The 24,497-nt window shown below is 61.8% G+C and carries 21 protein-coding genes and 2 riboswitches; of the genes, 12 read left to right on the forward strand and 9 right to left on the reverse strand.

Translation table 11 applies throughout. The features are described 5' to 3' along the window. Positions 1–309 precede the first annotated feature (309 nt). Positions 310–1,455, forward strand: a complete 1,146-nt coding sequence (locus tag V6765_RS04680) for a glycosyltransferase family 4 protein (protein WP_448426887.1) — start codon at positions 310–312, stop codon at positions 1,453–1,455. Positions 1,456–1,968: 513 nt separating this feature from the next. Then, the gene (locus V6765_RS04685; RefSeq protein WP_448426889.1) at positions 1,969–4,083 is read left to right on the forward strand and encodes a GumC family protein; all 2,115 of its coding nucleotides are present in this window, start codon (positions 1,969–1,971) and stop codon (positions 4,081–4,083) included. Positions 4,084–4,218: 135 nt separating this feature from the next. On the opposite strand, the gene V6765_RS04690 is transcribed toward V6765_RS04685, so the two are convergent. Further along, on the reverse strand, positions 4,219–5,526 hold the full coding sequence (locus V6765_RS04690) for a UDP-glucose dehydrogenase family protein (RefSeq protein ID WP_448426891.1): 1,308 nt from the start codon (positions 5,524–5,526) through the stop codon (positions 4,219–4,221). A 334-nt stretch (positions 5,527–5,860) separates the two neighbouring features. On the opposite strand from V6765_RS04690, the gene V6765_RS04695 reads away from it, so the two are divergent. The 3 genes from V6765_RS04695 to V6765_RS04705 all read left to right on the forward strand — a co-directional run bounded on the left by V6765_RS04695 (position 5,861) and on the right by V6765_RS04705 (position 10,165). Next, positions 5,861–7,000, forward strand: a complete 1,140-nt coding sequence (locus V6765_RS04695; RefSeq protein ID WP_448426893.1) for a lytic murein transglycosylase — start codon at positions 5,861–5,863, stop codon at positions 6,998–7,000. A gap of 87 nt (positions 7,001–7,087) precedes the next feature. After that, positions 7,088–7,190: riboswitch (TPP riboswitch) on the forward strand. Positions 7,191–7,355: 165 nt separating this feature from the next. Further along, on the forward strand, positions 7,356–9,152 hold the full coding sequence (locus V6765_RS04700) for a TRAP transporter large permease (RefSeq protein ID WP_448427580.1): 1,797 nt from the start codon (positions 7,356–7,358) through the stop codon (positions 9,150–9,152). Positions 9,153–9,166: 14 nt separating this feature from the next. Further along, positions 9,167–10,165, forward strand: a complete 999-nt coding sequence (locus V6765_RS04705; RefSeq protein ID WP_448426895.1) for a TRAP transporter substrate-binding protein — start codon at positions 9,167–9,169, stop codon at positions 10,163–10,165. A gap of 21 nt (positions 10,166–10,186) precedes the next feature. Here V6765_RS04705 and V6765_RS04710 read toward each other — a convergent pair whose 3' ends face one another. From V6765_RS04710 to V6765_RS04730, 5 genes are all read right to left on the reverse strand, one after another. Further along, the gene (locus V6765_RS04710; protein ID WP_448426897.1) at positions 10,187–11,494 is read right to left on the reverse strand and encodes a diguanylate cyclase; all 1,308 of its coding nucleotides are present in this window, start codon (positions 11,492–11,494) and stop codon (positions 10,187–10,189) included. 216 nt (positions 11,495–11,710) lie between these two features. Then, positions 11,711–12,991 (reverse strand): TRAP transporter large permease, encoded by a 1,281-nt coding sequence (locus tag V6765_RS04715; protein WP_448426899.1) that lies wholly within the window; start codon positions 12,989–12,991, stop codon positions 11,711–11,713. 4 nt (positions 12,992–12,995) lie between these two features. Then, on the reverse strand, positions 12,996–13,520 hold the full coding sequence (locus tag V6765_RS04720) for a TRAP transporter small permease (protein ID WP_448426901.1): 525 nt from the start codon (positions 13,518–13,520) through the stop codon (positions 12,996–12,998). Between the two features lie 139 nt (positions 13,521–13,659). After that, positions 13,660–14,643, reverse strand: a complete 984-nt coding sequence (locus V6765_RS04725; RefSeq protein WP_448426903.1) for a C4-dicarboxylate TRAP transporter substrate-binding protein — start codon at positions 14,641–14,643, stop codon at positions 13,660–13,662. A gap of 53 nt (positions 14,644–14,696) precedes the next feature. Next, complete coding sequence (locus tag V6765_RS04730; protein WP_230720249.1) at positions 14,697–15,392, reverse strand: GntR family transcriptional regulator; 696 nt, start codon at positions 15,390–15,392, stop codon at positions 14,697–14,699. Between the two features lie 251 nt (positions 15,393–15,643). On the opposite strand from V6765_RS04730, the gene uxuA reads away from it, so the two are divergent. Continuing rightward, the gene (gene uxuA / locus V6765_RS04735; protein WP_448426905.1) at positions 15,644–16,840 is read left to right on the forward strand and encodes a mannonate dehydratase; all 1,197 of its coding nucleotides are present in this window, start codon (positions 15,644–15,646) and stop codon (positions 16,838–16,840) included. Here the strand turns inward: uxuA and V6765_RS04740 are convergent. Next, a complete protein-coding gene (locus V6765_RS04740) occupies positions 16,821–17,303 on the reverse strand; it encodes a MarR family winged helix-turn-helix transcriptional regulator (RefSeq protein WP_448426906.1) in 483 nt (160 codons plus the stop codon). The two genes, uxuA and V6765_RS04740, sit on opposite strands and share 20 nt — an antisense overlap. A 68-nt stretch (positions 17,304–17,371) precedes the next feature. On the opposite strand from V6765_RS04740, the gene V6765_RS04745 reads away from it, so the two are divergent. From V6765_RS04745 to V6765_RS04770, 6 genes are all read left to right on the forward strand, one after another. Beyond that, positions 17,372–17,725, forward strand: a complete 354-nt coding sequence (locus tag V6765_RS04745) for a DUF1428 domain-containing protein (RefSeq protein WP_448426907.1) — start codon at positions 17,372–17,374, stop codon at positions 17,723–17,725. A gap of 109 nt (positions 17,726–17,834) precedes the next feature. Then, a riboswitch (FMN riboswitch) is annotated at positions 17,835–17,990 on the forward strand. Between the two features lie 100 nt (positions 17,991–18,090). Next, on the forward strand, positions 18,091–19,098 hold the full coding sequence (gene ribD, locus V6765_RS04750) for a bifunctional diaminohydroxyphosphoribosylaminopyrimidine deaminase/5-amino-6-(5-phosphoribosylamino)uracil reductase RibD (RefSeq protein ID WP_448426909.1): 1,008 nt from the start codon (positions 18,091–18,093) through the stop codon (positions 19,096–19,098). Then, positions 19,095–20,306, forward strand: coding sequence for a 3,4-dihydroxy-2-butanone-4-phosphate synthase (gene ribB / locus V6765_RS04755; protein ID WP_448426911.1), 1,212 nt, complete (start codon positions 19,095–19,097; stop codon positions 20,304–20,306). The genes ribD and ribB overlap by 4 nt, the downstream gene beginning before the upstream one ends. 47 nt (positions 20,307–20,353) lie before the next feature. After that, a complete protein-coding gene (gene ribH, locus V6765_RS04760) occupies positions 20,354–20,794 on the forward strand; it encodes a 6,7-dimethyl-8-ribityllumazine synthase (protein ID WP_448426913.1) in 441 nt (146 codons plus the stop codon). A gap of 260 nt (positions 20,795–21,054) precedes the next feature. After that, positions 21,055–22,767, forward strand: coding sequence for a thiamine pyrophosphate-binding protein (locus tag V6765_RS04765; protein ID WP_448426915.1), 1,713 nt, complete (start codon positions 21,055–21,057; stop codon positions 22,765–22,767). 68 nt (positions 22,768–22,835) lie between these two features. Beyond that, a complete protein-coding gene (locus V6765_RS04770; protein WP_448426917.1) occupies positions 22,836–23,687 on the forward strand; it encodes an IclR family transcriptional regulator in 852 nt (283 codons plus the stop codon). Between the two features lie 9 nt (positions 23,688–23,696). Here the strand turns inward: V6765_RS04770 and V6765_RS04775 are convergent, their stop codons facing one another. Continuing rightward, the gene (locus V6765_RS04775) at positions 23,697–23,912 is read right to left on the reverse strand and encodes a helix-turn-helix domain-containing protein (protein ID WP_448426919.1); all 216 of its coding nucleotides are present in this window, start codon (positions 23,910–23,912) and stop codon (positions 23,697–23,699) included. Positions 23,913–23,915: 3 nt separating this feature from the next. Then, the gene (locus tag V6765_RS04780; RefSeq protein WP_448426921.1) at positions 23,916–24,467 is read right to left on the reverse strand and encodes a DUF2975 domain-containing protein; all 552 of its coding nucleotides are present in this window, start codon (positions 24,465–24,467) and stop codon (positions 23,916–23,918) included. Between the last annotated feature and the right edge of the window lie 30 nt (positions 24,468–24,497).

Raw genomic sequence — 24,497 nt, forward strand, 5'->3', positions numbered from 1 at the left:
TGTCCCCTCGGCAAGGAAGTTAGCGGCTAATACACTTTAAAATTGAATGTATGAGAATCCGCATCTTTTTAGAGAATCGCGGCATCACAAGCAAATAAGTCTTTCAGTTCTCGGTTGACGAGGTTTCAATATCTGCTAATTTGCAGCCCATAGCAGGATGATTAAAATTTTATCTTTTGTAGGTTACATTTTTTAGTTGTGATGTTTGAGGCAGGTCAAACGTTTATTTGTAATTTTATTCAATTTTGATCGATGAATTTAGCTGGGCGGCCTGGTCAGCCGTGATTTCACGCAGGGGTGCCACCTTTCATGAGTGGGTATTTTTTCCAGGCGCTGGTGTGCGCATTTTTTGTTTCCGCTGCGATATGCGCGCTGATTGTATCGACGCGAAAGTTTCATCTCAGATTTTCTGATCGTCGCAAGGACACCAAAGCTGTTCAGAGTGCGCATCGAGTGCCGACGCCGAGAATTGGCGGCGTGGCTATCCTGGTCGCGCTTGTCTCGCTCGGCATGTTTATACCTGATACGACCGGTCATCATCTGTGGCTGCTGCTGCCCTCGCTGATGCCGGTCTTCCTTGCCGGCCTTGCAGAGGATCTCGGGTTTCACGTGTCTCCGCGTCGCCGTCTGATCGCCGCTGCGGTCTCTTCGTTGCTCGCCGTCGTTCTGTTCAAGCTTTGGATTCCGCGCGCCGACATTCCGCTGATCGGCACAATCATAGCGTTCTCGCCGTTCGCGATCGCCGTGACCATTTTTGGCGGAGCCGGCATTTGCAACGCCTTCAACCTGGTTGATGGCGTGAACGGACTTTCCAGCCTGATCGCCGTTGTCGTTGCTGCTGCTCTGGCGGCTATTGCTGCGCAGAACGGTTTGTTTGAAGTCAGTGCCTGGTGCGCCGTGGCTATCGGAGCGCTGCTCGGATTTCTTGTTTTCAACTTTCCGTTGGGAAAGATTTTCCTAGGTGATGCGGGCGCTTATGGCATCGGCCATATTCTCGCCTGGCTCGCCTTCCTGATACTGAACTTCATCCCGAACCTCACGCCGTGGGCGCTGTTGCTGATATTCTTCTGGCCGATCGCCGATACGTTGCTTGCCATATTCCGTCGCCGGATCGCCGGTCGGCCAGCTGATCAGCCGGACAGGCTGCATTTTCATCAGCTGGTCATGCGCGCGCTCGAGATTGGCGTCCTCGGCCGCAACGCGCGACATATCAGCAATCCAATGACGACGGTTATCCTGGCCCCGATGTTCACGGCGCCGGCCATTGCCGGCGTGATATTCTGGCACAATCCGGCAGCGGCCGCGCTCGCTCTTGCTTTCTTTGCCGCTTTATTCGTGGCGACTTATCAATTCGGCGCCCGGTTTGCCGCCTGCCTTCGCCTTCAGGCCGGGCACAAGGTGCATTTCAATTGGACGCTCCATCCGAAGAGGCTTTCGCACCGAAAAGACGGATAACCCTGGGGCGGAGCAGCCTTACTCAACGTCGGGCTGCTTTCAGTTCAGGTGCACCGGCTCGCATGATTTCAACTGACGCTCATGTGTTACGGGTCCTGCTTGCTCTTCTGGGAGTTTTCAATGACAATGAAATCTGATTTTGACGGGAAATGATTTTGGTCAAACTTGCGCAGCCCGCATCACGATCTCTTTGCAGTCTCTCGTGTTTGAGACGTTGCTCATAATGTGGGCGTTCTCGTTCCCTCAGCATGTCACGAATGCACTTTATTTCGGGTGCATGCCTGGATTGTGCAGGGCAAGCCTTTTGGCGCCATTCGACGCCATGCGCAATTGGCCGACACGCGCAAAAAAGTCCGCACGATCGGGCCTTCCCTCTCGGCAACTTGACTGGTTCGGTCGCATAGTCTATCGCCCGGTCGGCTCATCCTGGAAGTTTTTCGTCCAGAAAAACGTGAGATCGACCGACGGCAGGACCAACACGATTTACAGAAACGGCCTGAGTTTTTGAGCAACATGTCAATTAACAAAAACGATGCTGAAAACGACGAAATCGATCTTCAGAAAATATTCTTCATTTTCTGGCGGCGTAAACTCCTGATTGCGCTGATATGCATCGCCTTCGTTCTGGCGGGCGGGTATTACGCCTTCAAGATGACGACGCCGATCTACGAGGCATCCTCGGTCACGATGGTGCGCAACCAGGCGGAGACAGTCATCGATCTGCCGAGCGTTCTGGCGCAGCTTGGAACAGATGATGTCGCGCTGAAATCCGAAATCGAGGTGATCAGGTCGCGCATACTGATCGGAAAAGTCGTTGATATGCTGGATCTGACCTCGGATCCTGAGTTCAATGGAGCTCTCAGGGAACCGACGGCGTTTTCGCAACTGATCTCCAGCATCAAAGGCCTGTTGCCAACGAGTTCCAAACCTACCACCGGTCGGGTTGATCCGGGACGGACGCGCGAACGGGTGGTAAGCGCTCTTCTTGCGCATTTCACGGCGAACGTGGTCCCAGGCACCACGACCTTCAGAATAACCGTGCAGTCCGAGGATCCTGAAAAGGCAGCGCTGATAGCAGATACGATTGCCGAACAGTATGTCCAGCGTCAGATCGACGTCAAGCGCGGCGCCACGGTCGATGCGATCGACTGGCTCAGCGACCGCGTGGCTGAACTCAAGGTCGCGCTACAGAATTCCGAAAATGCGGTCAAGCAGTTCAAGACCGATACGCCGCTGACAACCCCTGAAGTGCTAAGCGGACTGGAGCGGCAGTTGAAGTCGATCCGCGATCGTATCGGCGAGACCCGTCAGAGGGTCGCGGCCTCTGACGATTTCTTTGCCGCATTCGAGCAGGCGACGAGCTATGAGGACAAGGCCGTTCTCCTCGGCGATGCAACGCTCATCGATCTGTCGGCGACCGCGTCTCGCAGCAGAAGCGCTGCATCGCGCTTCAATGCGAGGGTGGAAACACTGCTCGCCGAGCGCCGCAGGGATGCAGCCGAGAGTAAAAGTCAGCTCGCCTCATTGGAATCCGCAGAAGCGACGCTTGAGCAAAAAATTCAGAAGGAGAGCTCCGCCTACCTTGAACTTGAGCAGTTGACGAGGGAAGCGGAGGCCAATCGAACGCTCTACGAGTATTTCCTGGCGCGCCTCAAGGAGACTTCCGCCCAGCAGGGCGTGCAGCAGGCGGACAGCGTCATCCTGTCCTATGCAGTCGTTCCCGGGTCCGCGAGCGCACCGTCGAAGAAGCGGATCGTTCTGCTTTCCGGGTTTGTGGGCCTTATTTTCGGTTGTGCGCTCAGCATGCTTCTCGAAATGCGGAACAAGACTTTCCGCACGTCGCAGGAACTGGAGGAACTGGCCGGCTTGCCCGTGGTCGGCATGCTGCCTCTCGTTCCGGCAAAACACCGGAATGATTTCTTCCACTATCTGCAAAGTCACCCGACATCGCCGTTTGCCGAGGCTGTGCGCAATCTCAGAACGTCGGTCCTGCTTGCCCATCTCGATAACCCTCCGCAGGTGATCCTGCTTACGTCTTCAATACCTGGCGAAGGCAAGACGTCGAGCAGCATTGGTCTCGCGCTCAATTTCGCCAGCATGGGCAAGAGAGTTCTTCTGATCGAGGGCGACCTGCGTCGACTGACCTTCAATCAGTATTTTGACAATTCGCAAGGCGCTGCCGGCCTTATTTCCGTGCTCTCGGGGAAAACGTCGCTTGAGGAAACCGTTTTCCATCATGAAGAACTCGATATCGACATTCTGTTTGGAGAGCGCTCGACGAAAAATGCGGCCGACGTTCTCTCCTCGCGGAAGATGGATGAGCTTCTTCGCGAAGCCCGGTCCAAATATGATTTCGTCATCATCGACGCGCCGCCGGTGCTGATCGTGCCCGATGCCCGCGTGCTGAGCCAGTTTGTCGATGCCATCCTCTTCATCGTCAAATGGGATTCGACCCATCAGCGTCAGGTCGAAGAAGCGATCCGCTCGTTCGAGGAAGGCAAGATCGAGGGACTGGTTCTCAATCAGATCGATCCGAACGGGTTCAAGCGGTATGGCTATAATTATGGCTATGGCTATGGCTATGCCGCCCACTATGGCGATAAATATTACGACACCGCGAGCGATTAGGGTATTTCGCGCGCAACCGATGGATCGGCGCCTGCGACAACACCGTGAAACACGGAGCAGGAACCGCAATGCGCTTCCATCCGGATCGGGCCATCCTGGCTCCGATCCGCGGGTGTCTCGGCGGACCGTAGATGACTACTGACGCCCTACACCCACATAGGCGATAAACCCCGCCGCCTCGGCGTCGCCTCTGTTATATATATTCCTCAGATCGGCGAGCCTCGCCGTCGCCATTACGCCCGCCAGCCGGGACAGGTCGAGCGCACGGAATTCGTTCCATTCGGTGAGGATCACGGCAGCATCGGCGTCCTTTGCTGCTTCATAGGCGTTTTCCAGCCATTGGACGCCCGGCAGCAGGGCCTCGCCCTCACGACGGCCGTGAGGATCCACCACTCTCACATGCGCACCCCCGCCCACCAACGCCGGCACGATTGTCAGCGATGGCGAGTCGCGCATGTCGTCGGTGTTGGGTTTGAAGGTCACGCCGAGAACAGCGATCGTCTTGCCGTTTACCGAGCCGCCACACAGGTCCGTGACCTTCTCGACCATTCTGCGTTTGATGTCGTCATTGAGCTTGATGACCGTCTCGGTGATCTGCATCGAGACGCCGTGCTCCTGACCGATCCGGGCAAGCGCCTTGGTGTCCTTGGGAAAGCACGAGCCGCCGAAGCCCGGGCCTGCATGCAGGAACTTGTTGCCGATCCGATTGTCGAGGCCGATGCCCTTGGATACGAGTTTGACATCGGCCCCTACGCGTTCGCAGAGCGTCGCGATCTCGTTGATGAAGGTGATCTTGGTAGCGAGAAATGCGTTGGCCGCGTATTTGATCATTTCGGCCGACTCCAGGTCGGTCGTAACGATTGGAAAGTCGCGCAGAAAGAGGGGACGATAGATCTCGCCCATCACCTCGGCCGCGCGTTCATGTTGAACCCCCACAACCACCCGGTCCGGGCGCATGAAATCGTCGATCGCCGCACCCTCACGCAGGAATTCCGGGTTGGAGGCGACATCGAAATCAGCCTGGGGATTGGCCCTTGCAATGATTTCCTGCACCTGCCGGTTGGTTCCGACCGGTACCGTCGATTTTGTCACCACGACCGTATAGTCGTCGATGGCTTGGGCGATCTCCTCGGCCGCGGCGAACACATAGGTCAGGTCGGCATGTCCGTCGCCCCGGCGCGCCGGCGTGCCCACCGCGATGAAGACCGCATCGGCTTCCGACACCGCGGCGGGCAGATCACTGCTGAAATGCAGCCGGCCGGACTCCATGTTTCTCGCCATAAGCTCCTGGAGACCCGGCTCATAGATCGGCACCTGACCGGCTCTGAGCATGTCTAGCTTGGCTGGGTCCTTGTCGACGCAAACCACCTCATGGCCGAAGTCGGAAAAGCAGACACCGGAAACGAGTCCCACATAGCCGGTGCCGATCATTGCGATTTTCATGGGAAAATGTTCACTCTTCTGGCAGTTGACGGATCGCTTTTATTATTGAGACGAATTGATTACAGTTGCACGACAGGCCTTGTCGAGTAGGGGCCTTCAAAAAAGAAAGTCACGATGGACCTGGGCTTTACGGGAAAGAGTCGGTGTCGCCTTTTCGCGTTCTCGATATCGGCAAGGTAGTTCCCTGTTTTGACGCATCGGGTTATCGAAAAACCGGGTCTTACTTTTTCGCCGCTGTGCTTTCGCATCTCCATAAAATAGACGCAAGCGCGTGCTCTTTCGGTCAGGAGGCCGATGCGCTAGGTTTGCGCACGAATGGAGCGGGGTTATCGCTATGTATCTGACGCGACGCGTGTTTTCTTTCGGGGTGATTGCCGCGACGCTTTCAGCGTGCACGAACAGTTCGGTTGGCAGTTTTTCTTCCGTCGCCGATCCGGCGATGCGGCCGGTGGCCAATTCTGAGTGGAACGCGTGGGTGGCCGGGTTCAAGCAGCGCGCGGCGGCGCGCGGGATTTCCAACGACACGCTGACGGCGGCCTTCGCCAATGCCGGATACACGCCGGGGGTCATTGAGCAGGACCGCAACCAGACGGAATTCAAGCGCACGCTGGAAGACTATCTGGCCATTGCCGGCTCCGATGAGCGGATCGCCAAGGGGCGCGCCAATTATGCCCGCTACCGCGATGTTCTGGAGCGGATCGAGGCGACCTATGGCGTCGACGCCAATGTGATTGTCGCCATCTGGGGCCTGGAAAGCATGTACGGCGAACGGCGCGGCAGCATTCCGGTTGTGTCGTCGCTTTCGACGCTGGCCGTCGAGGGGCGGCGCGGTGCTTTCTTCGAAAGCCAGTTGGTCGGGGCGATGCGGATCCTGCAGAACGGCGATATCACGCCCGAGCGGATGACCGGAAGCTGGGCCGGCGCCATGGGCCATACCCAGTTCATCCCGACCTCCTATCTCGGCTATGCCGTCGATTTCAACGGCGACGGCCGGCGCGATATCTGGGACGCCGACCCGACCGATGCGCTTGCGAGCACCGCGAACTATCTTGCTCGCTCGGGCTGGCGGAAAGGTCAGCCCTGGGGCGGCGAGGAGGGCTCGCCGGGCGCTGCCGTCGATGGCACCAGGATACAGCCGCAGGCGGGCGGTCCGGTCTTCGTCGTCGGGCACAATTTCAACGTCATCAAGCGCTACAACAACTCCACCAATTATGCGCTGGGCGTGGGGTATCTCGCCGACCGGATCGCGGGCGCCGGCCCGCTCAGGGGCAGTTTTCCCGATGACAATTACGGCTTCAGCGCCGACCAGCGCAAGGAATTGCAATCGCGGCTTTCTGCGGCGGGCTACGATGCCGGCACCATCGACGGCGTGTTCGGCGACCAGACCCGCGCCGCGATCACGGCCTATCAGCGGCAGAACGGGCTGAATGTCACGGGCGAACCGTCCATGGCTCTGCTGCAAAGGCTTCGGTAAAACCCGTTGGCAAGTTGTCTTGCGTTGCCGCCAGACGCCACGTTTCCGGCATGCCATTGACAGCGCCCTAAAAGCCGGACAAAACCTGACTATTCCGAGGGGTGCATCCTGCGATGCTGAGACGGCGGTGAGCCGGACCCTTGAACCTGATCCGGGTCATACCGGCGTAGGAACGGAAAATCTGGCCGCTCTGCCATAACCTTTCTCTTCTCCGCCGGTCTCCGTGATTGCAACATGCTGGGGATCGCATCATGAAGCCTTGCCTTCCAATACCATGCGCGGGCCGCCAATGGTTCAGCCCTCCGAACGGCTGTTTTGAGACAGGCGTCGCCCGCGAACGACATCGTCCATGCGTATGACGGCGATTCATCGCGCGGCTGGACGGTTTGCGGACGCGCTGGAAACGGCGCTCGGTCTGCTCGCCGCCGTCATTCTGATGGCGATGCTCGCCCTTGTCGTGGCGGGCGTCGTGCTGCGCTACGTCTTTCACACCGGGGTCGTCGGCATGGAGGATCTGGGCGTGTGGCTGAATATCGCGCTGATCTCGGCCGGCCTGCCGCTCACCCTTTCGGGCCCGCTGTCGATGCGGCTCGATGGTCTTGCACGGCTGCTGCCCGATCGGGCGTCCGGCGTGCTCGCTGTCGTGGCCGACGGCTTCAGCGTCGTCGCGGGGCTGATCCTGTGCCTTGGTGGCCGTGAGGCGATCGCCTTGCTTGGCGGAATGTCGCCGACGCTCGGGGTTCCGGAATGGGTCCGCTTCGCCTTTCCCGCAGCGGGCGGGCTGGGACTGCTCGCGCTGCTCTGCCTGCGCCGCTTGGAGCGGTCGAGCGGCGCACGGCTGATCTTCGGCTTCGCGCTCGGCGGGTTTCTTTACTGGGCCGTCGGTCGGTTCGCGATCGATGTCGCCCTGCCGGCCAGCCTGTCGCTCGCGCTTGCAGCCGCGCTCGGCCTCATCGCCGGTGCGCCGCTCGCCCATGTGTTTCTGGCATCGTCCTACGGCGCGATCGCCTTCGGCGCGCTGCAGACGGAGCAGGCGATCATCGCCAATACCGTGGCCGGCATGTCGAAATTCCTGCTGCTGGCGATCCCGTTCTTTCTGCTCGCGGGCGCGTTTCTGAAACTGTCCGGGGCGGCCGAAAAACTCGTTCAGTTCGCGGTCTCGCTCGTCGGCCATTATCGCGGCGGGCTGGCGCAGACGACGCTTTTGACCGGCGTTCTGTTTTCCGGCGCGTCCGGTTCCTCCGTCGCCAATGCGGCCTTTGCCGCCTCGACCTTCCATCCCGAACTGGTGCGGCACGGTTATCCGCCCGCCCGCGCCGGCGCGCTTGTCGCGGCCTCCTCCGTTCTCGACAACGTTATCCCGCCGTCGATCGCCTTTCTAATCCTGGCGACGGCGACCAATCTTTCCGTCGGCGCGCTGCTTGTCGGCGGGCTGTTCGCCGGCCTGTTGATGGCGGCTTTTCTCGCCGTCGCCATAAGGCTTGCGATGGGGGCCGCGAGCGGCGCGCCGCCGGCTTCGGCTGAAACGCGCAGGCAGGCCGGGATCGCGGCTCTGCCGGCCTTCGGCCTCGGCCTGATCGTGGTGTTCGGCATTCGCCTGGGCATTGTCACGACCACGGAGGCGGCGGGTCTTGCCGCCCTCTACACACTGATCCTGGCGGCAACGTCCCGCCGCTCCGGTTCCAGCATTGTCGCCGCCTTCCGCCAGTCGGCGGTCGAGGCGGCGGCGATCGGTCTCCTGATCGGCGCGGCGGCCCCCGTCGCCTTCCTGCTCGCGATCGACGATATCGCCGGTCTGGTGCGCCACCTCGCCGGCCTGTTCGGGGGTAGCGCCGTCGCCGTTCTCCTGCTCGCCAATGGGATCCTGCTGATTGCGGGCCTGGTGATGGATATCGGGGCGGCGATCCTGCTGCTGGGTCCTGTGCTTCTGCCGGTTGTCGTTGCCGCCGGGATCGATCCGATCCGCTTTGGCGTCGTCCTCGTCGTCAACCTGATGATCGGCGGGCTCACCCCGCCGGTCGGGATGCTGGCCTTCGTGGTCGGCGGCGTCACCGGCCTTTCGCCGGAAAGCCTGTTCAGGGCGATGCGTCCCTTTCTTCTGGCGCTTCTCACAGCCCTGTTCGTTCTCACCCTCTTTGCCGTTCCCGTATGAAAGGTTTGTCTGCCATGACCACGCTCAACCGTCGCCATCTTCTGAAAACAGGCGCTGCCGCCGCCGCAATGCTTGTTGCGCCCGCCTATCTGCGAACCGCCAGCGCCGCCGCGCGCGATGTCGTCATCGCCTCGCTTCTCGGCGAGGATAAGCCGGAAACCATGGTCTGGCGCTTCTTCGCCGACGAGGTCGAACAGCGGCTTCCGGGCCGGTTCCGTTTCCGGATCGTGACCAATGGCGCGCTCGGCGGCGAAAAGCAGGTGGCGGAGAATATTCGCCTCGGATCGGTGCAGGCGAGCCTTTCCACCGTTTCGGCGCTTTCGGCCTGGACGCCGCACTTGCAGCTGCTCGACCTGCCGTTCCTGTTTCGCGATGCCGCTCACCTCAGTGATGTCGTGAATGGTCCGATCGGCGACGACCTCTCGGCCCGGCTTGCGCAAGAGCAGTTCATCGTCGGTGGTTTCATCGATTACGGAGCTCGCAACCTGCTGGCCAAGGAGGCAATCACGCGGCCCGGGCAGATGGAAGGCAAGACCATCCGCGTCATCAACACCCCACTCCACACGCGCCTGTGGAGCGCCTATGGCGCGACGCCGGTCGGCATCCCGATCACCGAAACCTACAACGCGCTCGCCACCGGGGTAGCGGATGCCATGGACCTGACGAAATCGGCCTATGCAGGGTTCAAGCTCTATGAGGTGGTGCCGTTCATGACCGAAACCGGGCACATCCGCGCCGCCGGGGTGCTCTATTTTTCCGCCGGCTTCTGGAACAGTCTCGATCCCGAAACACAGGCCGTGCTCGGCGCGATCTCGGCCGAGGCCGCGCTTTATTTCAACAGGCTGATCGTTGAGGACGAGACGCAGTCCGTGGCGCTTGCCAAGGCGAATGGCGCCACGTTCCTTGAGCCGGAGGAGATGGAGGCCTGGCGCGCCGGGGCGCGGGGCGTGTGGAGCGATTTCGCACCCGTCGTCGGTGGGATGGACACAATCGAGGCGGTAGCGCAGGGCTGAGCTGCGCCCGAGACCGGCCGTTCAGCCGGTGACCTTCACCTGATTGCGGCCCTCCATCTTGGCGGCATAGAGCGCGCGGTCGGCGAGCTCGATGATGTTGGGCGGCGAAACCCGCGGGCTGAAGACGGATATGCCGATGCTGACCGTCAGCGTCTGCTTCTGTCCGTCGGGGAGGATGAACGTTTGCCCGGCGATGGTGTTGCACAGGCGCTCCGCGATCGCTGTCGCCTCATAGGTGCGAAGCCCCGGCAGGATCATCGCGAATTCCTCGCCGCCATAGCGGTAGGCCAGGTCATTTTCGCGCGCGGTCAGTTCAATCGTATCCGCAACCTGCCGGAGCGCGTCATCCCCCGCTAGGTGTCCATAGGTGTCGTTGAACTGCTTGAAATGGTCGACGTCGATCATCAGCAGGGAGAACGGCTCGCCGCTCTCTTTCGATACGGCGATCGCCTCGTCGATCGCGCGGTCGAACTCGCGACGGTTGTAAAGGCCGGTCAGGCCATCGGCGCGCGCGGCTGCGGCCAGGGCATCTTCCTGCCGGTTGATCTGCTTGAGCATGGTGTTGAAGGCCTGCGCCACGGAGGCGAGTTCCGGCGGGACCTGCACCTCGATTTCGCGGTTGCGCGTGCCGCCCGCGACCAGCATCGCGCCTTCCACCAGTTTGTCGGTGCTGCGGATCAGCGCCTGGTCGATGATGAATATGCCGATCCCGGAAAACACCAGCGCCAGAACGCCCGCAATCGCGGCAAAGCGGTCGAGCCGCTCCATTGTTTCGAGCGCTTGTCGGTGGCTCTCCTCGTTCAGCAGGCGCATGCTCTCGGCAATGCTTTCCACGCGCTTGCCGGTTTCGCCGATGACGCTTTCAAACCGCATCAGTCGCTGATCGGCGCCGCCGGGCAAAGGGGCAACGTCCGACGCGGCCTGCAGTAACAGTGCCCATTGCTGGCTCACGCCTTCAAGCACTGGTTCAAACGAGGGGTAGTCATCGGTTATCATTTCCAGATCGCGCAGATTGGCGGCGATATCGCGCTCGGCCGCTTCGAAGTGATTGCGGTAGCTTTCGTCGCCGGTCATCGCGAAATCAGTGACGTCCGTGGCGATGTCCCAGAGGTTGCCCTGGATCCGCTCCAGCGCCAGCGATACCTTGTGCTGGGTGTGCAGGACCTGCCGGAAGGGTTCTCGGAGCTGATCGCGATAGTCGATGTACCAGAAGGCGGAAAGGGCCGCGACCGGCAGCAGCGCCATCATGAATCCGACGATCAGCCAGGCCCTGAGAGAAAGCCCGCGGAACCAGCGGCCAAACAGGCCGGGATCACCCGATTTGTCCATCCAACAATATCCCCCGCGGCATCATGCCGTTGTTCGCTTTTTCGGTGTGTTTCGGTGGTGTTGCACTAAACCGAACAAGGGGTCGGGTTCAACTATCTGCAAGTTGTCATTTGAGCCCGGACCGTAAGCCGCCTCGAGCACGCGCATCGCTTTCGGCGGACGATAACGCGGCTCCTCGAAGGGCATGGGCTTGGGGCGAAAGCCTGTGTGACGCTGCTACCCGTACATCAGGTTCGGCAGAAACAGCACGATGCCAGGTACGAACAGAAGCAGCGCCACCAGCGCCATGATGGCGGCGATGAACGGCCAGGATTCTTTCACGTAGTCCTCGATCTTGGTGTCCAGCAGGCTGCAGACCGTGAACATCGCGACGCCGACCGGCGGCGTCATGCCGCCGAAGGTGACGATGGTCATCATCAGGATGCCGAAATGCACCGGGTCGACGCCGGCCTTGACCACAACCGGAACGAGGATCGGCGTCAGCAGCAGCACCAGGATCGTGCTTTCGAAAAACAGGCCGGCGATGAACAGGCCGATCAGGATGACGGTGACGATCAGAACCGGATTCGCGAGGCTTTCCAGCATGAAGCCCGCCACGCTCTGCGGCACCTGAAGGAAGATGATCGCGAAGCCGATCATGCCCGACATCAGGATGATCAGCATGATCAGGCCGATATCCGACAGCGCGTGGCCGAAGGCCCGCTTGATCGTCTCGAAGGTCATCACCCGGTGGGCGAAGACGCCGACGAGGATCGCGTAGACCACCGCAAACGCGCCGACTTCCGACGGCGTGAACAGACCGCCGCGGATCGAGCCGATCAGAAGCACGGGAAACAGCAGCGCCCATTTGGCGCCCCAGGCGGCGCGGCCGAGTTCGCCGGCGGTCGGCTTCCGCATGTCGCTCATGACGTAGTTGCGCTTGCGGGCGACGAGCCAGGCGGCGATCATCAGGAATACCATCATCAGCACGCCGGGCACGATGCCCGCCATGAACAGCCGACCGATCGAGACCTGGCCGACATAGCCATAGAGGATCAGGCCGATCGACGGCGGAATGGTCGCGGTGATCAGCGAGGACATCGCGATCACGGCGGAGGAATAGCCCTTCGAATAGCCGTTGGAGATCATCTGCGGACCGAGCACGCGCGCTTCCATGGCGGCATCGGCGACGGCCGAGCCGGATACGCCGCCCATCAGCGTCGACAGGATGATCGAAACCTGCGCGAGACCGCCCGCCATCCAGCCGACGGCGACCTTGGAGAAGGTGAATAGCCGGTCGGTGATGCCGCTTTCGTTCATCAGATGTCCGGCGAGCACGAAAAAGGGTACGGCCAGCAGCGGAAAGCTTTGCGAAACGGTGGCGATTTTCTGCACGCCGATCGAGACCGGCATGATGTCGGAGGTCAGAAAGAAGGTGAAGCCCGAAATGCCGATCGCGAACGCGATGGGCGCGCCAAGCAGCATCAGGGCGAAGAAGACGATACCGATCAGGGCCATGGGCTTACTCCGCCGGCCCGGTGTGGATCACAGGCTGTTCGGGGACTGTGGTGCGGGTGAAGATCAGCATCCTGTCCTTCGCATTGCGCCAGGCCTGCCAGAGATTGCCGAGGATCGAGATCGACAGCATCACGCAGCCGGCAGGCACGGCAATCGTCACCCAGGCATAGGAGAGGCCGGAGTCGCCGAACTGGCGTTCCTTGTTGAGCATGGTGAGCTTGTAGCCCTCATAGGCAAGCAGCATGAGAAAGGCGAGGAACAGCGCTGCAAGCGCCGTCTCCAGCGCCAGCCGGTAACGGTGCGGGAACGGGCGGACCAGGAAATCGACGCCGAGATGGCCGCGCTCGCGCATGGCCCGCGTCGCGCCGATGAAGCAAAGCCAGATGAACAGAAGCTGAGCGAGATCGACGGACCAGATCAGCGGATGGCCAAAGAAGCGCATGGTCGCGGCGATGAACACAAGAAAGGTGATGACCGCAAGCAGGGTCGCGCCTGCAACATATTCGATCTTTGCGAGGAAACCGGGCATGGTGGCCCCTCCCGATATGGCGCGAGGAGCGACAGCTCCCCGGCGTGTTTTTCCCGGGCTTCCGCGGCGGAAGCCGAATGTTGTTTCCGGCCGCGCCTCTGGAGCAGGGCGCGACCGGCTTTCGGCAGGGCCCGCGGGCTTACTGCGCGGCGATGGCCTGCAGCTTGTCGCGCAGGTCGCCATAACCGAGATTGTCATAGACCACGGCGGTCCGCTCCTTGAACGGGGTGACGTCGATTGCCTCGACCGTGACGCCGCCATCCTTCAACTGCTGTTCCAGGCTCGCCAGCGCGTCGCGGGTGCCGTAGGAGGCAATGTCGCCGGCCTTCAGCGCTTCCTCGTGCAGGATCGTCTGCAGGTTTTCCGGCAGCGAATCGACCCATGCGGCGGAGGTGATCAGGCCGGTGATCAGGTTGATGTGGCCGGTCAGCGTGATGTTGGTGATGACCTCGTCGAGCTTGGCGCCGACGACGGCGGGTAGCTGCGCTTCGGCTCCGTCGATGACATTGGAGGAGATCGCGGAATAGACCTCGCCCCAGGGCATCGGCGTCGGCGTTGCGCCCATGGCCTCGATCGTGCCGGTCCACACAGGCGCGCCGGGCGTGCGCATACGCACGCCGGAAAGGTCATCCGGCCCGTTGATCGGCTTCTTGGTCAGGAGATGGCGTTCGCCCTGCCACCAGTTGAAGCTCAGAACGTCAAGGCCGGCCTCGTCGTGAAGCGTCGTCGCCCATTCATCGAACATGTCGGAGGTGACGACCTTGCGGATGCCGTCATAGCCATTGGCGAGATAGGGCGCGCCCAGCACGCCGAATTCGTTGACGAAGACGGCGAGGCGTCCGCCATCGACCACGACCGCAACCGGCGCGCCGGCGCGCGCCTGTTCCAGCACGTCCTCATCGGGACCAAGCTGCGAATTCGGGAACAGGCGCACTTCGAGCGCGCCGTCGGAGGCCTGGGCAACATTGTCGCGGAATGCCTCAAGGCCCTTGTAGAGCGGGTCCGTGGTGGCGAGCGCCGTGTTGACGCTCAGCGTGTAGTCGGCGGCAAGCGCTGTGCCTGCCATCAGGCTTGCGGCAAGGCCGGCGAGCGCGATGCTTTTGATATTGGCGATGTAGTTCATATCGTCCTCCCATTCAGACGGCGGGGCATTGCCCCGGTGGCAATGTCCGGGGCCTAGCGTCCCGGCTCCTCGAAAAACTCAGGCTTTTCCTCGAATATCGCGGGCAGGTCGCTCAGGATTTCGCGCAAGTGCCCGCGCGCTGCGGCCTCCGCCGCTTGCTGGTCGCCATCGCCGATCGCGTTGACAATGGCTTCATGCTGGTCGGTGAGCTTGACCATCGGGAAGCGCAGCAGGCTGAGATAGCGCACGCGGTCCATCTGCACCTTCAGCCCCTCGATCAGGGCCCAGGCGCGCGCCTTTCCGGCGGCGTCGGCCAGCGTCTTGTGAAACAGTTCGTCGAGCTTGATGAAGCGCGTGGCGTCGGTGCGGGCCGCTTCGCGCTGTTCCTGCAGCTGGAGCCGTAACTCCTCCACCAGCCCCGCGTCGGGTCTTGCGGCCAGAAGCTTGACGATATCGGCCTCGATCGCCTCGCGCACGAAGCGCGCATCCATGACCGCGGCCTGCGATATCCGGCGCACGAATGTGCCGCGCTGGGGGCGAACCTCCAGCAGGCCTTCCTCCGAAAGCTTGATGAAAGCTTCGCGCACCGGCTGGCGGCTGACGGAAAAGCGGGCAGCCAGCTCCGACTCGGAAAGCCTGGAGCCGGGCGGCAGATCGTTGTGAAGGATAAGGTCACGCAGAATGCCATGCAGCTGGGCGCCAACCGGCGCGCCCGGAGCAATTGTCGTTTGCACTGTCTCTGGCAGCATTGCGTTCCTCCCTATCGTTTCAGGTTGCACCATACTTCCATACTAGTCAACAGGACATTTCGATGCTAAGTCTGCGACGTGACCATCCGGGTGCTTACGCGCCCGGGACTGACCACAAGAGCGCGCCCAGGAAAAGTGGATACCGTTTGCTGACCGGACACGCGTAAAAACAAATGGATAGGGTATTTCCGGGGATTCGGTTTTCATCGGAAATGCTCTAATGAGATGAAGAATGTTTCGGGAGAGAGAGTATGCGGCAGACATGGCGCTGGTTTGGACCTTTGGATCGCGTATCGATCGACGATATGCTGCAGGCTGGCGTTGAAGGCGTTGTCACCGCGCTGCATCATCTGCCGACAGGCGAGGTGTGGACGCCGGCCGAAATCGAACGGCGGCAGACCGAGCTGTCACTGATGAGCGACGGCGCGCCGTCCGGGCTGAAATGGGAAGTGGTGGAAAGCCTGCCGGTTTCGGAGGATATCAAGAAGCAGAAGGGCAACTGGCGCCGCCATATCGACAATTACAAGATCAGCATGGCAAATCTCGCCGAGGCCGGAATCGAGACCATCTGCTATAATTTCATGCCGGTGCTGGACTGGACCCGCACCGATCTCGCCTACCGCCTGAAGACCGGCGCGACCTGCATGCGTTTCGACTACGCCGATTTCGCCGCCTTCGATATCCATATCCTTGAGCGCCCCGGCGCGCATGAGGATTTCGCCGAGGACGTGCGCGCCGAGGCCGGACGTCGGTTTGCAGAGATGGATGAAACGCGCAAGGCTGAACTTGCAAAGAACATCGTCTTCGGTCTTCCCGGCGCTGCCGAGAGTTTCACGCTTGAGGATGTGCGCCGGCATCTCGCCGAATATACATCGATCCCGGCCGAGGGTCTGAGGGCCCATTTCATTGATTTCCTGGAAGAGGTGACGCCGGTTGCCGAAGAGCTTGGGCTCAGGCTTTGCTGCCACCCCGATGATCCGCCCTTCGGCCTTCTGGGCCTGCCGCGGGTGATGTCGACGGAAGCCGATTACAGGACGATGATGGAGGCTGTCGATAGCCCCGCCAACGGCATCACGCTCTGCTCCGGTTCGCTGGGCGTGCGGCCCGACAATGATCTGCCGGGGATGATGGAGCGGCTCGGCGACCGGGTGCATTTCCTGCACCTGCGCAATGTCCATCGCGAGAGCGCCAACATTGCAGGCTCGTTCTATGAATCCGAACATCTCGGCGGCGATACCGATATGGTGGCGCTGATGGCGGCGGCGATCGCCGAGGAGCGGCGGCGCAAGGCGGCGGGCCGCGCCGACTGGAACATTCCCTTCCGGCCCGATCACGGCCTCGACATTCTCGATGACCAGAAGCGCAGGGCCCAGCCCGGCTATCCAGCGATCGGCCGGCTGAAGGGGCTTGCGGAACTGCGCGGCATCCTCAAGGCTCTGGATCGCTGATCTCGTCCTCGGCATCGGGCAGGGCGAAGGTCATCGCCAGAAGGTTGTCGCGAAGCCGGTCGATATCAGCGCCCACGACCTTGTCGATCCGGTCATGGGTCTGCCGCCAGATCGGCACGGCTTTTTCAAGCAGGTTGAGGCCTTCATCCGTCAGTTTCAACCGGCGCACGCGCCTGTCCTTCTCGTCCTGGAACGAGGTCATCAGACCGCGGCGCTCCAGCGGCTTGATGCTGGCCGTCAGCGTGGTGCGGTCCATCGCCAGCACATGGGCGACCTCGGCCACGCGCGGCGGCTCCGGCCGGTTGAGCGAGACCAGCAGCGAATACTGACCGTTGGTCAGCCCCAGCGGCCGCAGTACCTCGTCAAAATACCGGCCCACGGCCCGCGCGGCGCGCTGGAGGTGAAGGCAGATACACCGGTCCCGTACTTCAACGGTGACTGACAGGGGTAGACTTTCGCGCATATCCGTGCCTTTATGTTGATATCAACGTATGTTCCGCAACGGACAAAGTCAAGATATCGGAGGATTTCATGGCGTATGTAGACGGGTTTTTGGTCCCTGTTCCCGCTGAAAACAAGAAGGCCTATGTGGATTTATGCGCACAGGCGGCAAAAAAGTTCCGGGAATGGGGCGCGCTCGACTATGTCGAATGCTGGGGCGACGACGTGCCCGAGGGCAAGGTGACCTCTTTTCCCATGGCTGTGAAACGTGAAGAGAACGAAGTCGTCGTGTTTTCCTGGGTGGTTTGGCCGGACAAGGCGGTTCGCGACGCGGCCTGGCAGAAAATGTTCGATGACCCCGAAATGGGCGAGATGAAAATGCCGTTCGATGGCAAGCGCATGATCTTTGGCGGCTTCGTGCCGGTGTTCGAACTCGACGCATAAACGCCGCGTTGACACTGTGTCTCGCCCCGCTACGCCTGTGAAGGCAGAATCGGGCTTGTCATTTTCAGATTGCACCCCTAAGTTTACCTCGCCGGTCCGGTTGGGCCGGTGACGTTCTCAGGGCGGGGTGAAATTCCCCACCGGCGGTAATTGCTCAAATCGAGCATCAGCCCGCGAGCGCCTTTTTCGCCAAAACGAAGAAGGGTCAGCAGATCCGGTGTAACTCCGGAGCCGACGGTTAGAGTCCGGATGGAAGAGAACGAAGCGTATCGACGCGCGGAATCTACCCTTTGACGAGGGTATTTTACGCCGTCATTCTCGCTTTTGCCCTGCGTGCGTCTTGTTGCAACAACGAGGCGAAGGGCATGATCTCAGCCCCGGACATAACGATTTCATCCACCGAGAACGCCGCCTTGCGGCGGGCGCTTGAGGGTGCCGCGCGCTTTGCCGGCGCCACCTCCCCAAATCCGCCGGTCGGTTGCGTGTTGCTTGATGAAGATGGCGCGGTGCTGGCCGAAGGCTACCACATGAAGGCCGGCGAGGCCCATGCCGAGGCGGCGGCGATTGCCAGCGCCCGCGCGCTTGGGGTTTTCGGTCGCATTCACACCGTGGTGGTCACGCTCGAACCCTGCAATCACCATGGCCGCACCCCGCCCTGTTCGGACGCGATCCTTACCACCCCCGCGCGGCGCGTAGTGATCGGCGCGGCCGATCCCAACCCGTCGGTCAAGGGTGGCGGCGGCGCGCGGCTGAAGGCGGCGGGGCTCGATGTCGTCTTCATCACCGATGAGCCGGAACTCCGTAGCCAGAGCACTGCCGCCAGACGGCTGATCGCGCCATTCGCCAAACATGCCCGGACGGGAAAGCCCTGGGTCACCGTCAAGCAGGCGGTGGACGAGACCGGCGGCATGGTCCCGCCGGCCGGTCGCAAGACATTCACCTCGAAATCCTCGCTGGTCTTTGCCCACCGGCTACGCCGCCGCGCCGATGCGATCCTCACCGGATCGGGCACGGTGCTGGCCGACGATCCGGCATTCACGGTGCGCCATGTGCCTGACTTTCCGGGAAAGCGCCGGTTTCTGGCGCTGCTGGACCGCCGGGGGCAGGTGCCGCCGGGCTATCTCGAAGCGGCCCGCGCGCGCGGCTTCGCCGTGCTCAATCCCGCCGGCCTTGACGAGGCGCTCGCCATGCTGGGCGCGCGGGGCGTGCTGGAAGTGCTGGTCGAGGCTGGACCGTTGCTGACCGCCGCCGTGCTCGAGGCTGGCCTTGCCGACGAACATGTGCTGATCACCAAGGGGAATCCCGACCATATCGCGATCACCCACGCCAATCCCGAATTTGATGCCGTGAAGGGCCCTGGAGAAGACCAATGAAGATGGAACGCGATTTTTCGATGGAGCCGGTGGAGCGTGCGCTGGACGCCTTGCGCGCCGGCGGCATGGTGCTGCTGGTCGATGACGAGGCCCGCGAAAACGAGGGCGATGTCGTGGTCGCCGCCGAGTTCGCCGATGCCGCCGCCGTCAATTTCATGGCCAAGCATGCGCGCGGGCTGATCTGCCTGACGCTGACGGGCGCCCAGGTCGACCGTCTCGGCCTGACCCCAATGGTGGCCGACAACCGGGCCCGCCATACCACCGCGTTCACCGTGTCGATCGAGGCGGCGGAGGGGATCACCACCGGCATTTCGGCGGCCGAGCGCGCCCTGACGGTGGCGGCAGCCGCCAATCCGGAGGCGAAGCCCGGCGACGTCGTCTCGCCCGGCCACATGTTTCCCCTGCGCGCCGTTGAAGGCGGCGTCCTTGCCCGCGACGGCCACACCGAAGGGGCGGTCGATCTGGCGCGGCTTGCAGGCCTCAACCCGGCGGCGGTGATCTGCGAGGTGATGCGCGATGATGGCGAAATGGCCCGCCGCGATGACCTGATGGCGTTTGCCAAAGAGCATGACATGCCGTTCCTGACCATCGCCGACCTTGCCGAATACCGCATGCGCACCGAAATCCTTGTCGATGAGGTCGCGGCGGCCAACCTGCCGGTCGCGCAGGGCACGTTCGAGGTCCACGCCTTTACGAGCAAGATCGACGGCGTGGAGCATCTGGCGCTGGTCAAGGGGCCGCTTTCGGCGAACCCGCTGGTGCGGGTGCATTCGGAATGCCTGACCGGCGACGTCTTCGGTTCGCTGCGCTGCGATTGCGGCGATCAGCTTGCCGAGAGCATGGCGCTGATCGGCGAGAAGGGCGGGGTCGTGGTTTATCTGCGCGGGCAGGAGGGCAGGGGCATCGGCCTTGCCAACAAGATCCGCGCCTATGGCCTGCAGGAACAGGGGCTCGACACCCATGCTGCCAATCTGGCGCTCGGCCTGCCTGCGGATGCAAGGCAATATTATACCGCCGCCCACATCCTCAAGAGTCTCGGCGTTTCAAGGCTCCAGCTTCTGTCCAATAATCCGGAAAAGCCCGAGGCGCTCACGCGCTGCGGATTGACGGTCGAAAAGCGCCTGCCGCTGATCATCGCCACCAATCCTCACAACGAAAATTATCTTGCCGCCAAGCGCGAAAAGTTCGGTCACACTCTGCCGATCTGAACCCTGGCTGCCTGTTCCGGCGCATCTTGACACTGAAAGGAAACAGCGTGTCCCATCGCATCGCCATCGTCATTTCCCGCTTTAACGAAAAGGTCACCACCGGCCTTCTGAACGGCGCAAAGGCCGAACTCTCTGAGCGCGGTGCGCCGGTCGCCGACGCCGATATCTTCGACGTGCCGGGCGCCTTCGAAATTCCGCTGGTCGCCAAGAAGCTTGCCCAAACGGGCAAATTCGCCGGCGTTGTCTGCATCGGCGCGGTGATCAAGGGCGAGACGGCCCACTTCGAATATATCTCGGAAGCCGCCGCCCACGGGCTGATGCAGGTCTCGCTTGAAACCGAAATCCCCGTCACCTTTGGCATCCTCACCACCTATACCGCCTTCCAGGCCTTCGACCGCTCGGGCGACGACGAGCACAATAAGGGCCGCGAGGCGGCGGCTGCCTGCGTGGAAGCCCTGGAAACACTGGCGAAGGTCGCCGCGGCCTGAGCGAAAATCTAAAGTTTTCTGGAAGATAGCCTGAACGGCGGCTTCCACCGTGATGATCCGTGGAAGCCGCCGAACGCTCCAGCTTTACCTACAAAATAAACCGGTGATGGGCGGCGAAGCCCAATGACGCCGAGGATAAGGAGACCGTACGTGCTAAGCGGCGGCTAGATTTCTCGCACTTAAATCCACATATCACTACAAAATTGCGCTTGGCAGAATTAATGCGATTGATTATCCTCCTTTCAAAATGGAGGAAATCGATGAAAACCAATGAGGGCGTCATCAGGACGTTTATCGAGGCCGGCATCACGCGCGGCTTCACGCTGCCAGGTTTGGGCATCACATGGTCGCTGCCGGCATTTTTCGATCGCAAGGACGAGTTCGAGCTGGTGCTGGCGCGCTCGGAACAGTCGGCCTCGGTTATGGCGCAGGTCGCCGGCAAGCTGACCGGCCGCCCGGGCCTGTTGATGGCGCAGGGGCCGTTTGCGAGCTCCACCGGCGCCTTCGGCATTCTGGAGGCCTATTTCTCCTCGACCCCGATGGTCGTGCTCACCGACACGTCCTGCTATGACGGCTTCGCCCAATACGGCGTCTACCAGACGATGACCGGCGATTACGGCGCGGGCGATGCGTTCGCGGTGATGAAGACCATGACCAAATACGCCACCTACGCCACCACGCCGGCGGAAGCGATCTACGGCACCCAGCTTGCGGTCAAGCACGCCATGACCCCGCGCCAGGGGCCGGCGGCGGTGGTGATGCGCACCAACATCATCAAGGAGGAGGTGCCCGATCATCCGCGCGCCAAACTCTATCCGACCGAGGGATATCTGCGTTCGACGCCGATGAAGCCCGATGGCGATGCGCTGCACAAGATTGCCGAGACCCTGAAGGCGGCGGAACGCCCCGTCATCATCGCCGGCAATGGCGTCTATATGAGCCGTTCGGGCGAGATGCTGTCGCGGTTCGCCAACCGCGAGGGGATCGCGGTCGCCTCCAGCTATCACGGCAAGGGCGTCATCGATGAAACCACGCCGGTCGCCGTCGGCATGATGGGCAACTGGGCGGCGAAATCGGCCAACCGCATGGTTCAGGCTGCCGATGTCATCCTCGTGCTCGGTTGCAGCCTCGGCCCGGAATATACCCGCTTCCGCGACGAGAAAATGATGCGGCCGGGCGAGCAGACGATCATCCAGGTCGATCTAGATCCGCTGAATGCCGGCTGGGTCGTGCCGGTCGACATGGCGGTGACGGCGGATGCCGCCGACGTGATCCGCTACCTGCTCGATGCCATCGGCGTCGACGCCGCGCAGGCGGCGAGGCGCAGCGATTTCATCGGCAGGATCAAGGCCGAAAACCGCTATGGCGACCTGCCGCATTACAAGACCCGCCCTGGCACGGTCCATTATGCCGATATCATGCGCGGGCTCGACGGCTTCCTGACGCCAAACGACCTGCTGACGCTCGATGCCGGCACCAACCGGATCTGGGCGACATCGTCGCTGCCGCTCAGAACGCCGCATCAGCTTGTCGCCCCCGGCGGCATTGGCGGCATGGGATGGTCGACGCCGGCGGCAACCGGCGCCAAGGTGACCTGCCCGGAAAAGCGCGTCACCGGCGTGATCGGCGATGGCGGCTTCGTCATGACCATGGATGCGATTGCCACGGCGGCCGAGCACAATCTCGACGTTGTCTATGTGGTCGCCAACAATGCCGGCCTCGGCATGGTGCGCGATAATCTCGGCAACAAGGCGATCGGCGTCGACTTCGGCGATCATGACTTCGCCAAGGTGGCCGAGGGGCTTGGCGGCTCCGGGATCACGGTGACCGAGGCCGACCAGATCGGCGATGCGCTGCGCGAGGCCCATGGCCGCGGCGGTCCGGTCGTGGTCGACGTCAAGGTCGATCCGGCGGCAAGCCACCGCGATTGCTCGGATTACGACGACCTGCCGGACCCGTCCGCGCTAAAATAGGAATTTTGTCCTTCCCGCGCCCGTCAAATCCAATGACAAACGGGCGCTGGATGGGCTAAACAGGGGTCATGAGCGAGGACAATCAAACAAATGATCAACCTGTCAGGCGGCGCGGTCGCCCGCGGCAGGATATCGGGGCCGCAGCCCTGAACGAGGAGCGGCCGTTCGTCAGTTCGCTGGCGCGCGGTCTTTCGATTCTGCGCGCCTTCAGGGCGGACGACAAGGTGCTGGGCACCCAGGCGCTGGCCGAACGCACCGGCCTGCACAAGACCACGGTCTCGCGGCTGCTCGGCACGCTGACCAAGCTCGGCTATCTGCGCTATATGCCCGAATACGGCAAATATGCCGTCTCCAACCAGGTGCTCACCCTCGGTTATGCGGCGATCGGCCGGTTCGGCTTCGGCGAACTGGTGCGCTCCCACATGGACCAGATCGCGGCAGTGGGTGATTGCGCGGTGGCGCTGTCGGTGCGTGACGGGCCGGACATGATGTTCGTGGAACTGGTGCGTCGGCCGACGGCGGTGGCGCTCAACCTCAATGTCGGCTCGCGCATTCCGCTCGCCGAAAGCGCGCCCGGAAGGGCCTATCTGTTCGCCATGGGCGAGGAGGAACGCGCCGAGGCGTTTGCGCTGCTGGCCGATATTCACGGCGATGAATGGGACGCCAAGAAACGGCCCGCGCTTGAAGAGGCATTGTCGCGCATGGCGGGCAATGGCTATTCGGATTCCTTCGGCGAATGGAAGGAGGGACATAACGCCATCGGCGTTGTCCTGCGCGCGCCGATGACAGGTGATATCTATACGCTCAGCGTCGGCGGCAATGCCCGCAACCTGCCGCCGGAAAAGCTGAAATCGGTCCATCTGCCGATGCTGATGAAGGCCGCGCAGGAAATCTCGGCGCTTTCAGCCAGCAATTTTTAGGGCTCGTCCTCAGCCGCTCTCTTCCGGCTGGTATTCGAGGATATCGCCGGGCTGGCAGTCGAGCGCGGCGCAGATCCTTTCGAGCGTTTCAAAGCGCACGCCCTTCACCTTGCCCGAGCGCAGCAGCGAAATATTCTGCTCGGTGATGCCGACATGTTCGGAGAGGACCTTCGCCCGCATCTTGCGGCGGGCGAGCATGACATCGAGGTTGACAATGATCGGCATGGGTCAGACGAAACGCTCGTAGTCTTCGTTGATCGCGGTGGCGAGAACCATCACATGGCCCATCACGAACAGGAATCCGGCAAGCAGGAACAGCATCAGCTGGTCGCTGCCGACACCGATGGATATCGCCCGCGCGCCAGGCGGGTTGGCAAGCGTTGCGAGCAGCGTGACGACCGGGCGCAGAACCATGCCCGCAATCGCGCCGGTAAGCGCGATCAGACCCGCGCGGCGCAAAAGGGCGGCCGCCTCATAGGAAAATGGGCGCTCGCGCTGAAGCCGGTCGAAAAGCTGCCAGACGGTTTGCAATCCCGTTAGCACCAGCCCCGCCAGGATCGCCGCGATGGCGACGAAGGCAAGCCCGATCGCTGGGGTGATGGTCACGGCGACGTTCAGGTCAAGAGCGTCCGCCAGCCATGCTGCAAGCCCGTCAGTCCGGAAAAGCGCCGTCCAGGCCACGTAGATCAGGCCGGCTGCAAGCATGGCCTGAAGAGCCCGCGTCAGGAGCTTCATCCGCTTGCATAGCCGGATCATGGTGGGAGAATTTTGATTGTTCATCGTGATGCCTCTTGATTGACGATATAAAAT

It is taken from the genome of Martelella sp. FOR1707, from assembly GCF_053484265.1.